Below are 13,988 nucleotides of genomic sequence, written 5' to 3'. Positions count from 1 at the left end.
CCCCGCCCACGAGTCGGTAACTCGCCAACCTTCAACCACTTACACATTGAAAAAAGTTTAAACTTTTTTCAACAGATGGTTCTTCTTACCCTTTGAGACCAGTATATACCGGTCTTGAAGCCATTCAAGGTCGACCGAAGAGGCTGGATCAGATACCTTAGTTTTGTTGATACTGACTGCATTTTGTGTGATTGCCCTCCGGGCTTCCCCTTTTGATGCATATACTTCGCCTTTGCTGGCGATAGATAGTAAGTCAGTAATATCTTTACTATTGGCCAATTCCTCAGTTGTTATCTCGGTTTGTGGTACTCCTTCGAAAATAACATCGAACTCGTCGACCTGAATCGATCGTAGCGTGTCAAGCGTGGCTTTCCCAAACAATACATCTGATGCTTTCACGGCCAGATCATATCCCGCCTGTGAGTGGATACGGATTGTCACTTCTTTGGCAATCGCTTTCTGTAGTATTCGCAGATGTGGTGCTTCGGCGTGTTCTTGCTCCAATGCTTCGATTTCTTCGCGCGGCAACAGCGTAAATACACGAATTAGACGCGGACAATCGGCATCCGTTGTGTTAAGCCAAAATTGGTAGAACTGGTAGGGCGATGTCAGCAATGGATCAAGCCAGACATTGCCGCTTTCAGATTTCCCGAATTTGGTGCCATCTGCTTTTGTGACCAACGGTGTTGTCAGCGCGTAAGCCAAATGCTCGTCCGTCTGCTCTGTGCTATTACTCTCTTTTCTACGAATCAGCTCGGTTCCGGTAGTAATATTACCCCATTGGTCAGAACCGCCCATCTGTAGGCGGACGTTCTTATTCTTGTATAACCAGTAAAAATCGTATCCCTGTAAGAGCTGGTACGAGAATTCGGTAAAGGATATGCCGGTTTCGAGCCGCTTCTTAACCGAATCCTTAGCCATCATATAATTGACGGTAATATGCTTTCCTGCTTCGCGCAGAAAACCCAGGAAGGAGATCTCTTTGAACCAGTCGTAGTTATTGACCATTTCGGCTGAATTGACCCCACAATCGAAGTCCAGGAATTTGGTCAGTTGCTGCCGTATACCTTCCTGGTTCTTGCGCAGTGTCTCTTCGGACAAAAATTCCCGTTCGGCCGCCTTCCCCGATGGGTCACCGATCATTCCCGTTGCCCCTCCTACCAGCGCAAAGGGTTTATGACCACTTCGCTGAAGGTGTACCAACAGCATGACTGTGGCCAGGTTACCAATATGAAGTGACGCAGCAGTGGGATCAAAACCGATATACCCTGCTGTCATTTCTTTCAGCAGTTGTTCTTCGGTACCGGGGGTCATGTCATTTAACATACCCCGCCAGCGGAGTTCTTCGATAAAATTCATACAAATAGAGGGTAAATGAGCGAAGAGCAGCCTATACGCGCTCGTTCACTTTTTGACTATTGCAAATTAATGGTTTATGGTAGTAGTAGCGATGAATCACCGTAACTCAGGAAGCGATAATCGTTTTCGAGTGCTTCCTTATATATATGTTTCCATTCCTCACCGACCAGCGCTGCTATGAGCAGAATCAGCGTTGAGCCAGGCTGGTGAAAATTTGTGATGATTCCTTGACAGAGCCGGAACCGATAACCGGGCGTTATATAGATACCCGTATGCGCAACGATTGATTCCTGTTTTGTATCGATCATATAAGTCAGGATGGCCCGGACGGATTCCTCAACCGATGGTTGCTGAGCGTGCGGAAGCTGGTAGGCATAATGCTGATCGAGCTGAAACGGCTCCGGATCATTTTGCAACAACTTTGCTCCCATCCAATATAAACTTTCCAGCGCGCGCATGGATGTCGTCCCGACGGCAATGATTGACTTGAGATGACTCAACAGACTGTACAGGTTGGCTTTGGTGTATACCACCTGCTCTGTGTGCATATGGTGCTGCCGGATATTCTCTTCCTTAATTGGCTGGAAGGTTCCGGCACCCACATGTAAGGTCAGATAGTCGTGCTCGATGCCGCGTTTGGTTAACTCATTGAATATAGCCTCCGTAAAATGCAATCCAGCGGTTGGAGCAGCTACGGCCCCCTCCTGCTTTGAATAGACGGTCTGATAGGTTTCCCGATCAGCCTCGGTAGCATCACGTTTCAAATAAGGGGGCAAGGGAATTTCACCCGCATACTGGATGATCTGCGCAAATGTCAATTCGGCGGGCTGCCATTGTAATCGAACTACTGACTGGTCATAATCATACCAACTGGCCGTCAGCAAAACGTTTCCATGCGGTGTTGATAGCGTTGTTTCCAGCGTTTCAGAAGCTCGCCATCGCTTTCGATTCCCAATCATTCCCTGCCAGATGGCCTCACCGGTCGCTTCCATAGCCAGACTGATGGGTTGCAGCTCGCCCGATGCACCCGTCTTCAGAAATGGGCTCAGTAGAAAAATCTCGATGACAGCACCGGTGGTTTTCGTGAAATGCAGCCGGGCCGGAATGACTTTCGTGTTATTAAAAACCAGGAAACTGCCAGCTGGCAATTGATCAGGCAAACCCGAAAACGGCTCATGATTGATCTGACCTCCGCGATAAACGAGCAGCTTAGACGCGTCGCGCTGGGGTAATGGAAACCGGGCAATTCGCTCGTCGGGCAAATGGTATTGAAACTGACTCAATACTAATTCCTTTTGTTCAGTCATTGTCGCTGGGTTTCATGAACAAGCGAATTGGCAAAGCTATTATTACACCAATCAGCATAATCGCACTAAGTGGAAGCAACCAGGCATAGTCATACGTGTTGATGCCCCGATCAGAGCGGTTCAACAACGACAAAGCGATCAATCCAAGTGCTAAGACCGTATTGATGGCTGCCGTTAGCGCATAGAACCAATTGGTGAAAATATCGTTCAATTGCGAACGATGCGCAGCCCAAACGGCTTGATTCGGAACTGGAATACTGGCCGACGGCAGCCGTAGAAACAGTCGGGAAATCGCTTTCATCATCGTAATGTTGATCAGGAAAATGGCAACGGCGATATAGAAAATCACCTCGCGATCAATCATCTGAATCGGCTGGTTCTGTTCATCGAAACGAACGACAACTTCGCCTGGATACGAAATATAGCTGTTAAAAAGAGCGAACAAAAAGCCCAGAATGGACAGTATACGCCAGGTGCGCACAAAAAAAGTACCTGCTTTCATGTAAATGAGTAAAAGAGTGAACGAACAGGACCAGGACTAAGTCAGCACGATGACGCGGAAACAATACCTGCGGTCGATCACTTTATGAATTTGCTACAGACTTTTTCAAATCAGGCCGCAAAGGTACGGCCCGAATGGTGGAATTCCGTTAGCTTAGCCATTTGTTGCAACTATTGGTTTGGAGATTGTATGAAAATTTACACGAAAACGGGCGACAAGGGGCAAACAGCCCTGATTGGTGGGCGACGGGTGAGCAAAGCTGATCTGCGCATTGATGCCTACGGAACCGTTGATGAACTAAATGCCTGGGTTGGTCTGGTACGCGATCAGGCGGTTAACAGTGGCCGGAAAGAACTATTGAAAGAAATCCAGGATCGGCTATTTACGATTGGGGCCGAACTGGCGACCGATCCGGGCAAGGCTCCGACACGATCAATGCCCGCTATTGTTCCGGATGATGTGCTGGTGCTCGAAAACGAAATGGATGCTATGGATGCTGAACTACCGGAACTTCGAGCGTTTGTGCTGCCAGGAGGCCACGAATCAGTATCGTTTTGCCACCTTGCCCGAACGGTTTGCCGCAGAGCTGAACGATTGATTGTTGCGCTAACTGACGAATCGCCGGTAGATGATTTGGTAATACAATACATCAACCGCTTATCTGACTACCTGTTTGTGCTAAGTCGCAAAATAGCACTGGAAGCGGAGGTTGAAGAAGTAGCCTGGAAACCAAGGACATAGTCGTTTTGCGACCCTCAAAAAAAGTTGTCTTGACAACTAAATTAACTCAATCTATTTTTTTAGATTTGCTGCAGGTGGTTCCTAACCCACCTAACTCATTAACCAATACCCTGATTATGACGACGGACGTCTTACAAATTGAATTACGGAAAGCGGAGCGCTCCCGGATTCAGGAGGTAGATTTTAATCATCTGCCTTTCGGAAAACATTTCTCGGATCACATGTTTGTGGCCGATTTTATTGACGGTCAATGGCAGAATCAGATGATCGTGCCCTTCGACAACTTTACGCTAAGTCCGGCTCTATCGTCGCTCCATTACGGTCAGTCTATTTTTGAAGGAATGAAAGCCTTCAAAAATGAATCAGGTGAGGTGATGCTCTTCCGGCCTTTTATGAATTTCGAGCGGATGAACGAGTCGGCCCGGCGTATGTGCATGGCCACGTTGACCGAAGACGTATTCATGGGTGGTCTGGAAGCGCTGCTACGCGTCGATGCGGATTGGGTTCCGACCGCACCTGAAAGCTCGCTTTATGTTCGTCCGTATATGTTCGCAACGGACACCTACCTGGGTGTAGCGCCGTCGAAAACCTATCGGTTCTGTATTTTCACCTGTCCGGTAGGGGCTTATTACTCGAATCCGCCGAAACTGAAAGTAGAAACGGAATACATCCGCTCGGCTCCGGGTGGTGTAGGCTATGCCAAGTGTGCGGGCAATTACGCAGGTTCAATGTATCCAACGTTACTGGCCCAGCAGCAGGGCTATGATCAGTTGATCTGGACCGATGCCCGCGAGCACAAATACATTGAGGAATCGGGCACGATGAACATTATGTTCGTCATCGACGGTAAATTAGTGACTCCGGCTACGTCTGATTCGATCCTGAAAGGTGTCACCCGCGATTCGATTTTGCAGATCGCCCGGAGTTGGGGGATGGAGGTTGAAGAGCGGTTGGTCTCCATTGAAGAAGTTATCAACGGTATCGAAACGGGTCGGTTGACCGAAGCGTTTGGCGCTGGAACAGCTGTTGGCTCGTCGCCCTATTCGCTCATTGGGTACAACGGAAAGGACTACATGCTACCCGAATTTTCTCCGGAAGATTCGTTCGCTGCCCGGATCAGAAACTACCTGTCCGACTTGCGCACAGGTAAAATCGACGATACGTTCGGCTGGATGCATACGGTATAACTGACTGTTATGATGCATTGAAAAGCCCCGACCAATTGGTTGGGGCTTTTCGTTTTTTATAGTATTGTCCAGCGATCAGAAAGTAGCCAATACCAATTTTTATAATTAATTGACTATATTTTATGCTTTTACAACTATAATTGTCTACTTGAGGATACTTTTCATAAAAACTGTCTGCGACTCTTCTGTATGATTAGACTAGCTCTATTTGTATCGGCACTGTGCCTTTCTGTTCCCGAAGCCTATAGTCAGTTTACAGTTTCCCAGAACGAAAAAGGCCAACTACTCACAACCGTCGATGTGTATGGTCCGGGGAAGATCAATGCAACGTCTTACAATAAGATTACCTATTTGGGTAGCCCTTTCCTGAACTATCCTGTCTGGCAACCGGGTACAATTCAAATTGATAGATCGGGGAAAGAAATCCCTTGCCAATTAGCCTACAACCTTGTCACAAATGAAGTACTCTTCCGGTTCGATGAGACTTCGGCGGTTAAAATCATTACACCCGACCTATTCAAAATAAATGACACCGAGTATATCAGGCAGAACGATAAGTCGCTTGGCGTAGACCATCACCTGTATGTTACCACGATACACAATGGCCCCACGCAGTTACTGACATGTGTAACGAAGCGACTAGCAAATCTGAATAGCTCGGAGGCAGTCAATAATACCTACAATAGAGATTTAAACGTTGAGGGCATCTACCGAACGAAGACAACGTACTACATCCGAAAAGGTGATGCCCGCCCTGAACTCATTAGCCTAACGAAAAAGTCACTCTTGGAAATCTTTCGCGAACAAGCGCAACAACTTGCCAATAGAATTCCCGACAAAGCACTGACGACGCTCGATATCATCCATGTGATCAATGCTTACGATAGCCTGATGGTTATTGCCCGATCCGGCACATACCCATTGAATCACAACCCTTTATTTATTCAGTCTCTTCAGGACAAGATTATCTACCCGAACTGGGCCGGAAGCCAGGGAGTTTACGGACGCGTATACGCTGGCTTTGACATCGACTCGCTGGGTAAAGTCAAAAATGTAGCTTTACTCAGCCCAAATAATGCGGGATTTGGGCTGGCCCAGGGCGTACTGAAAGCACTGGATAAGCTTCCGGTTTTAGATCCAGCTTACAAAGGAACGTACGTATTACCCGTTGCCTTTACCTACACCAATTCCCTGGAAAAAGCCGGGACTCATGTCCCTATCAACCAGTTACCCGACGAACGAATGGGCAATCGTATTGTCTTAGCAGAATTTGTTGTCCCTTACGTCGTGTCGAAACAGACGATTACGGCCAAAGAGGTTTGGGGATATTATCGATAGAGACCACTCATCAGAACCAGTCAGCCAACCACAAGAAAGCCCCGACCAGTTGGTTGGGGCTTTTCGATGTATCACTACCCGATTATCCAGTAGCTTGCTCCTACTTAGCCGAAGCGGTTACGGCACCACCAGCGGGAGCAATTTTGATTTTCAACCCGAAATCTTTGCCCTTTGAAACGTCTTTCATCGTGATGGTCTCCCCTTTTGGCCCAGTCCAGATGTTGCCGCCACTGGCTGGTTTCGATGCCCCATAGCGAGCGGTGAAGTAAGGCGTCAGTTCCTTTTGGTACGCATCCACCGATTGACGCGTGTTTAAAAACAGATCGACATCGATCGCCGATACGTTCTGATTTGTCTGGTAGTACAGAATATCAGCGGTTTCAAGATTTTTGAATTCGACCGTATAGCCAATGTGTTTGGCATCACTCTCAAACGGTTCCCCTTTTTCGGTGGTTTTTACGCTGCTGAACGCATCGCCAAGATTGATTCCGCGCCAGTGGCTATCGGCGGTGAGCCCCAGATCGGCCAGCCGTCCGGTGACCGGTGTGTTCGGAGCGGTTTCGGTAACCGATGCCGTTTCTGCGGTTGAACTGGTTGTTTGATCGTCGGTTTTCTGCTTACTTCCGCAAGCCTGAAGAACGACTGTCAACGCAACGGTAATGGCAATAAAAACGTAAGTACGCATGTGCTAATGATCGATTCGAAAGAGTATCGCGGCAAAGTTAACGCATTGGTATGGATTGCCGAAATAACCGGACAAAGGCAAATTATCGGCATTCAGTCCCTTCTACGCAAACATCATTTTATAAACTTTATCTGAGATTTATCCAATCTTATGAATAGCTTAGGGAACTCAAATAGACAGAATAAGTTGATACTAGCGTACGTTTTTTTGTCACAACTATTTATTCGTTATGCCTTTTTCCTTGTTTGGTGCAGATAAAATTCCGTTTGACAGCATTCACACTATTGAAAAAAACATTCCTAACATAATACTGTGGGCAGTGCCGGTTATGCTGTTCTTTACGGCTATTGAAATGGCGGTTGCCTACTATCAGGAACACGATTTTTACGAGAAGAAAGAGACAATCGGCTCAATTCTTGTCGGTCTTGGCAACCTGGTCGTTAGTGCCGCGATCAAACTTGGTTTACTCTATCTGTGCATCTGGATCTACAATCTATTGCCCTGGCGGATGGAGCTACAATGGTGGACGCTTATCCCCTGTTACGTCATCTACGATTTTTTCAGCTACTGGGCACACCGGGTTTCGCACGAGCAACGCTTCTGGTGGGCAACGCACGTAGTACACCACTCCAGTGAACATTACAACCTGACGGTTTCCTATCGCCTGAGCTGGATTCAGCACTTGAAGATCGTTTTCTTCCTGCCGGTAGCGTTCATGGGATTCCACCCGATCATTTTCTTCGTGACGAATCAACTTGGCGTTCTGTTCCAGTTCTGGGTGCACACCGAATACATCCGTCGACTACCCGCCTGGTTTGAATACATTTTCGCTACGCCGTCAAACCACCGGGTTCATCATGGTTCGCAGGAACAATACATCGACAAGAATTTTGGCGCGACGTTCATTTTCTGGGACCGGATTTTTGGCACGTTTGAGCCCGAAGACGAGCCGGTTATTTACGGCATCACGACCAACATCCCCAATAAAGCTAACCCCTTTTTCATCAATTTTCACGAACTGTCCGACATGGTTGCCGACGCCCGAAACGCCAAAGGGCTGCGTCAGAAGCTGTTCTACATTTTCGGCAGTCCGATCAAGATCGCGGAAGAGAAGAAACGGATGTCGGTTCAGGAAACTGCTGACGAGCGAGTGGGCGTTTGATTAAACTGTCAGCGATTAACTGACTCGTTTTCTGTGGAGAAGCATATCGACCGCGTCGTTGAGCGACCCGGCTTTGGTTACCTGACCGGCGTTGATGAAGAATATTTCGTCTGCGCTCTCGATTGTGTTCAGCCGGTGAGCAATGATGATGCGGGTTGTCTTTTCGGGCAGTTTCCGCAAAATATCGTCTAAAAGCTTCTCCGTAATTGTATCGATATTGGCCGTGGCTTCGTCGAGGATGAGGAGATCGGGGTTGCGCAATACGGCCCGCATAAAGGCAATCAGCTGTTTCTGTCCCAGACTAATGGCGTCGCCACTCGTCTGCACATTCGTGTCCAGCCCATCGTCAAAACGCGCCAGCAGTTCGTCCAGATTGGCGTCATGGATAACGTCGGCCAGTTGCTCATTGGAAAAGCCGGCATACTGCTCGTTGCTGTACAGAATATTGTCCCGCACCGTGCCCGTAAACAGAAACGGCTCCTGCAAAATGAACCCAACTTTCTGCGTTCGCTCACTAGCCTCATACGACCGTATATCTTTCCCATCCAGCACAATAGTACCGCTGGTTGGGTCGTACAATCGGGCAATCAGCGATGCCGTTGTTGTTTTTCCGCCACCGGTAGGCCCAACCAGCGCGTAGGTTTTCCCCCGCTCAAGATCGAACGTAATATCGTGAAGTACCTCCTGCCCGTTGGGATACCCAAACGACACCTGTTGAAACGATAGCAGCGACGTGCTGGCTACCGGGACTGGCATATCGATCGTTTTCAGATTCGATTGAAGGGCCAGTAAATGCGCAATGCGGTCCCACCCGGCCAAAGCCACCTGGAAGCTTGACCATAACGTAGCAAGTTGCCGGAGGTTATTATACAGGTTGGTCACGTAGCTCATAAAGCTAACCAGCAGCCCAATCGTGAAGCGATCCGTGGCGATCAGGTAGATGCCAAACGTGAGAATGACAAGCTGGCCAAGGTTTGCCGAAATGCCGTAGACGGGCAAATAGACGTTGTTCGCCAACCCGGCGCCAACGGCGGTTTTGTAGTTATCCTGGTTGGCCTCGTCAAACCGTTTCCTGAAATAATCGCGCCGGTTGAAGGCAATAATGGCTTTAAAATTGGTCAGGCTCTCCTGAATTTCGGCGCTCATATCGCCCGTGCTCCTCAGATTGAGCGCGTTTTTTCGTTTCACCCACGCCGACGTTGCCTGTGTAAAAACCAGCAGCAACAGCGCAGGGACCAGTGCTGCGGCTCCGAGGGGCAGATTTATGGACAATAGAAACAGGCTGGAACCCGTAATAAAGAAGAGACTGCTCACAAACTGCATCAGTGCCTGCGAGAAGAACAGGTTCAGTTTATCGGTATCGTTGTTGACCCGCGAAATAAGATCGCCCGCTTTGTTCTGGTTGAAAAAGGCAACGGGTAGCTCCTGAAGTTTACTGAATACGGCACCACGAAGTTTAAATAGCGTCCGTTGTCCTACTCCACCCATCAACCGCGTTTGCGCGTACCCCGTCCCGAAGGCGAATAGGTAGATCACGAGCAGAATCCCGGCATTCCGTAAAACCCCGTCGAACTGTTTGGTTTGGATGTACTGATCAACCGTCCGCCCGATGAGGATGGGACCGAGTAGAACAAGTCCGGCGTAGACAAGAATGGCCAGAAACGCCAGCATCAGCGTTCGGTGTTCATCCTTGATGAGCGTCAGCAGTTTCCGAAGTGCTTTGAAAGTCGCGTTTTTTTCGTCTTCCTGCCCGGCAAACTGATTAAGATCGTAGTTCATACTGACTGGTACTGCGTTGCGACTGGTAAATCTGAATGTATTCGGGGCTAGTGCTCATCAATTCGGCGTGGGTGCCTTTGGCAATAAGTTCGCCGTCCATCAGCAGCATGATTTGCTCGTACTCTTCCACCGAAGCGATCTTCTGCGTTACAGAGATCAGGGTCAGACCGGGATAATTCGCCTGAATGTTCCGGACAATTTTCTGTTCGGTATTGGTATCGACACGGGCGGTAAAATCATCCAGAAGTAATATCCGGGGGTTGATCGCCAGCGCGCGGGCCAGCATGATCCGCTGCTTTTGCCCACCCGACAGGCTCGACCCCCGCTCAGAAACGATGGTTTGTAATTGTTCGGGCAATGCCTCGATAAAGCCCCGCAGTTCGGCGGTATCGATGGCTTTGTTCAGCGATTCGTCGGTCACCGTGTCAGTAAACGCAATGTTCTCCCGCAGGCTCATGTTGAAAATAATGCTATCCTGAAACACGAAACCCACCTGCCGGTGAAACGTCTCTTCGTCGTAGCTGTCGATTGGTCGGCCATCGTAGTCGACGCTCCCTTCCGACGCATTGATCAGCCCGGTCAGCAGATAGAGGAGTTGACTCTTTCCAGCAGCCGTCGGGCCGACGATAGCAGTTCGCGTACCGGCTTTCACGGCGAATGAGATATCCTTCAGTGCCGGTTTACCTTCGTAATAAATCGATACATTCCGTACATTGATCTCACCCGTCAGGGCCAGGTCGGTGGTGCCGGTTTTAACCGTTTCGGGAGCCAGTAACACCTGATTGACCCGCTCGAACGAGGCCGATGCCTGCGCAATGACGTTGCTCATAAATCCAATGATAATGATCGGGAAAACCAGCAACGCCAGATAACTATTGAAGGCGGCAAAATCGCCCAGCGACATGCTACCGGTGATGACAAAATGCCCGCCCAGCACCAGAATGCTTAACGCAGCCATGTTAGCGGTGAAGCTGATGATGGGAATCAAGGCCGCGAACAGGCGCAAAATGGCTAAGCCAATGTCTTTGGCATCGATATTGGCAGCCAGAAATTTATCGTATTCGAGTTGTTGCGCGTTAAGCACCCGAATCAGTGCCGAGCCTAGTACACTCTCGTTAATGACTTTGTTGAGCCAATCGACAACACCCCGGCTCCGCATAAACAATGTTCTCACCTGGCGCATCAACAGGTAGAACGTTACGCCGACGATGGGAATAATTGCCATGACGGTGAGGCCCAGTTTCCAGTTGATGCTGAGTAGCAGAATACTGGCACCAATAATAATACACAGCGAAGACACGATCGACACCACCGCCTGCGAAACAAAGGTCTTGACTGAATCAATATCGGAGGTCAGGTTGGTGAGTAACCGCGATGGGTTGGCCTGCTGGATATACGAAAAGCTCTGGCGTGAGATTTTGGCCGCTAGTTTTGTGCGCAGATCCCGAGCGACCCGCTCAGAAGCATACGTCTGAATGATACTTTGCAGGTAAGAGAAAATAAAAATGAACAGCGCAGCACTCAGAAACTGGGTAACGACCTGCTTCAGCACAAATTTCCCGGCGGTATAATCATCGATACCATGCGAAATAATCATCGGAAGAATCAGGTTCACGCCATTGCTGATGAGCGCAAATACGATCAGCAACATAACCATTCTGGAATAGGGTCCGAGAAGGCTCAACAAAGGAAACGATGACTTTTTGGGGGCCTCCTGTTGTGGTATACCTTTGTCCATAGAGGGTAAATAGCCGAAAGGAAGAGACTGACGCTACGATAAAAGAACAAACCAAAGGTAGCCAGATAAACGAATTGTTGGGGTATCCGAAGTCGTTTTCTCAGCACTAGACCGGATAAATCAGCCCGTTTCCGCCATCTAGATACAGCGATGAACCGCGTTTTCGTCAAAAAATAGGTGTATCCGCTTTCAGCTTCCGGTCAGTTACCAATGGGCGTAAATAAGCCTGAAAACCAGGAAATGATAGTCCCCCTGACCTGTATACCTGTAGTATGCAAACGAATTAGTGAGCTTACTGGCCGCCATAATTACGCAGCGCTGAAAGTAGGTTCTTTCTCACAATGGCTTTATTTAGCAGTAGCATACCAATGCGTCTGGCAGACAAGCAGCGACTGTACTAATGACCACGACAGTGCTGTCCGCTCAAGGACGTTCAACTAACCTTACATTCACCGTGACTGACGACATGTCTTTCATTAATCGATTCATTTAAAATAACTAATGGAAAATAAGCCCGGAAACTTTCGATGGACGGTTGTTACGCTCCTTTTCTTCGCCACTACAATCAACTATCTCGACCGGCAAGTGATCGGTCTGCTCAAGCCTTCGCTTGAAAAGGAATTTAGCTGGACGGAAACAGACTACAGCCGAATTGTGATGGCTTTTGCCGCTGCGTACGCCGTTGGTCTACTGCTTTTTGGCCGGGTCATTGATCGTATTGGCACCAAACTGGGGTACACCATTTCACTGATCGCCTGGAGTTTCGCGGCTATCGCTCATGCCTTCGCGACCAGTACCTTCGGGTTTGGCGTTGCGCGGGCCGCTTTGGGACTGGGTGAATCCGGCAACTTTCCGGCGGCTATCAAAGCCGTGGCCGAGTGGTTTCCCAAGAAAGAGCGGGCATTTGCTACGGGTATTTTCAACTCGGGCGCGAACATTGGTGCCGTCGTTGCGCCAGTTATGGTTCCGTGGATTCTGGGCGTTTATGGCTGGGAGGAAGCTTTTATCATTACCGGAGCAATCGGTTTCATCTGGCTTGGGTTCTGGATCTACTATTACGAAATACCGTCCCGCCAGAAACGGGTAACGCAGGCCGAACTGGTTTACATCCATAGCGATAACGAAGTAGAGTCAGCCAATGCCAAGCCCGTTCAATGGGGTAAATTGTTCGGTATCCGGCAGACCTGGGCCTTTGTCTTCGGAAAAATGCTGACCGATCCTATCTGGTGGTTCTTCCTGTTCTGGCTTCCTTCTTATTTCTCAACCACGTTCAATCTCGATCTTAAAAAACCAAGTTTACCGCTCGTGATCGTCTATACGGCTACCACAATCGGCAGTATCGGCGGTGGATATCTCTCGTCGTACCTGATCCGGCGCGGTTGGGGCGTGTTCAGAGCGCGCAAAACAGCGATGTTCTTATTTGCCGTAGCAGTAGTACCCATCATGGCGGCCCGTTACGCCACGGATATCTGGCAGGCCGTAGCCTTGATCAGTCTGGCCGCAGCTGCACACCAGGCGTGGAGCGCGAACATTTACACCACGGCATCGGACGTTTTCCCAAAGAAAGCACTGAGTTCGGTGATCGGTATCGGTGGTATGGCTGGCTCAGTTGGCGGCATTCTGTTCCCACTCCTTGTCGGCTGGTTACTGGATACGTATAAAACGGCTGGCGATATAAACGGTGGCTACAACCTGATCTTTATCATCTGCGGCTTTGCGTATCTGGTTGCCTGGGCCATCATGCACTTCTTCACACCGCGTATGGAAATGGTCAACCTCGACGATGAGCCAACAAAATCACCCGAATCAGTAACGGTTTCGTAAAATCAACATTCGGTGCCCGGTTTCAGGGCTAATACGTCAATACAAGAGGGCCGACATTTGCGCAAATGTCGGCCCTCTTGTATTGACGTATTAGCCCTGAAACTAGTTGAAATGACCCATCCATTATATATAGCCAATTGCGCTGATATCATTTATTCGGCAGAACAAATGCATCTATTTTGGCCTATGTTCAGCCCGTTTGACGGCACTCGGATTTATATCTATCCGCGCGACCATAACCCTCCTCATTTTCACGCATACTATTTGGCAGCAAAATGAAAAGCCCCTTGACGTATGACGCTGATGGGTTGTACAGTCCCAGTCAACCTATGGAATTTTACCGATTGGTGCCCATTTCAGACACGA

The 13,988-nt window shown here is 48.9% G+C and carries 11 protein-coding genes; 5 read left to right on the top strand and 6 right to left on the bottom strand.

What is annotated here, in order from left to right:
• Window positions 1-57: 57 nt before the first annotated feature.
• From tyrS to GK091_RS24070, 3 genes are all read right to left on the bottom strand, one after another.
• Window positions 58-1,359 carry a tyrosine--tRNA ligase gene (tyrS, locus tag GK091_RS24080; protein ID WP_164042846.1) on the bottom strand — a complete coding sequence of 434 codons (1,302 nt, stop codon included), beginning with the start codon at window positions 1,357-1,359 and terminating at the stop codon, window positions 58-60.
• Between the two features lie 74 nt (window positions 1,360-1,433).
• Window positions 1,434-2,666, bottom strand: coding sequence for an S-adenosylmethionine:tRNA ribosyltransferase-isomerase (locus GK091_RS24075; protein WP_164042844.1), 1,233 nt, complete (start codon window positions 2,664-2,666; stop codon window positions 1,434-1,436).
• A complete protein-coding gene (locus GK091_RS24070; protein ID WP_164042842.1) occupies window positions 2,659-3,168 on the bottom strand; it encodes a hypothetical protein in 510 nt (169 codons plus the stop codon). The genes GK091_RS24075 and GK091_RS24070 overlap by 8 nt, the downstream gene beginning before the upstream one ends.
• A 189-nt stretch (window positions 3,169-3,357) precedes the next feature.
• Here GK091_RS24070 and GK091_RS24065 point away from each other — a divergent pair, with 189 nt between their 5' ends.
• The 3 genes from GK091_RS24065 to GK091_RS24055 all read left to right on the top strand — a co-directional run bounded on the left by GK091_RS24065 (window position 3,358) and on the right by GK091_RS24055 (window position 6,434).
• A complete protein-coding gene (locus tag GK091_RS24065) occupies window positions 3,358-3,909 on the top strand; it encodes a cob(I)yrinic acid a,c-diamide adenosyltransferase (RefSeq protein WP_164042839.1) in 552 nt (183 codons plus the stop codon).
• A gap of 116 nt (window positions 3,910-4,025) precedes the next feature.
• Entirely contained in the window at window positions 4,026-5,096 is a 1,071-nt protein-coding gene (locus GK091_RS24060; protein ID WP_164042838.1) for a branched-chain amino acid aminotransferase, read from the top strand.
• 189 nt (window positions 5,097-5,285) lie between these two features.
• Complete coding sequence (locus GK091_RS24055) at window positions 5,286-6,434, top strand: hypothetical protein (protein WP_164042835.1); 1,149 nt, start codon at window positions 5,286-5,288, stop codon at window positions 6,432-6,434.
• 100 nt (window positions 6,435-6,534) lie between these two features.
• On the opposite strand, the gene GK091_RS24050 is transcribed toward GK091_RS24055, so the two are convergent.
• Entirely contained in the window at window positions 6,535-7,119 is a 585-nt protein-coding gene (locus GK091_RS24050; protein ID WP_164042833.1) for a hypothetical protein, read from the bottom strand.
• Between the two features lie 229 nt (window positions 7,120-7,348).
• On the opposite strand from GK091_RS24050, the gene GK091_RS24045 reads away from it, so the two are divergent.
• Window positions 7,349-8,281 (top strand): sterol desaturase family protein, encoded by a 933-nt coding sequence (locus GK091_RS24045; protein WP_164042831.1) that lies wholly within the window; start codon window positions 7,349-7,351, stop codon window positions 8,279-8,281.
• Between the two features lie 15 nt (window positions 8,282-8,296).
• Here the strand turns inward: GK091_RS24045 and GK091_RS24040 are convergent, their stop codons facing one another.
• Together GK091_RS24040 and GK091_RS24035 are read right to left on the bottom strand one after the other, a co-directional pair.
• On the bottom strand, window positions 8,297-10,060 hold the full coding sequence (locus GK091_RS24040) for an ABC transporter ATP-binding protein (RefSeq protein WP_164042817.1): 1,764 nt from the start codon (window positions 10,058-10,060) through the stop codon (window positions 8,297-8,299).
• Window positions 10,044-11,798: an ABC transporter ATP-binding protein gene (locus tag GK091_RS24035; RefSeq protein WP_164042815.1), complete on the bottom strand. Its 1,755-nt coding sequence runs from the start codon at window positions 11,796-11,798 to the stop codon at window positions 10,044-10,046. The genes GK091_RS24040 and GK091_RS24035 overlap by 17 nt, the downstream gene beginning before the upstream one ends.
• A 501-nt stretch (window positions 11,799-12,299) precedes the next feature.
• Here GK091_RS24035 and GK091_RS24030 point away from each other — a divergent pair.
• Complete coding sequence (locus GK091_RS24030; RefSeq protein WP_164042811.1) at window positions 12,300-13,622, top strand: MFS transporter; 1,323 nt, start codon at window positions 12,300-12,302, stop codon at window positions 13,620-13,622.
• Window positions 13,623-13,988 lie beyond the last annotated feature (366 nt).

Source organism: Spirosoma agri (assembly GCF_010747415.1).
Classification (GTDB): Bacteria; Bacteroidota; Bacteroidia; order Cytophagales; family Spirosomataceae; genus Spirosoma; species Spirosoma agri.
This window is presented reverse-complemented; position numbering and strand designations above follow the sequence as displayed.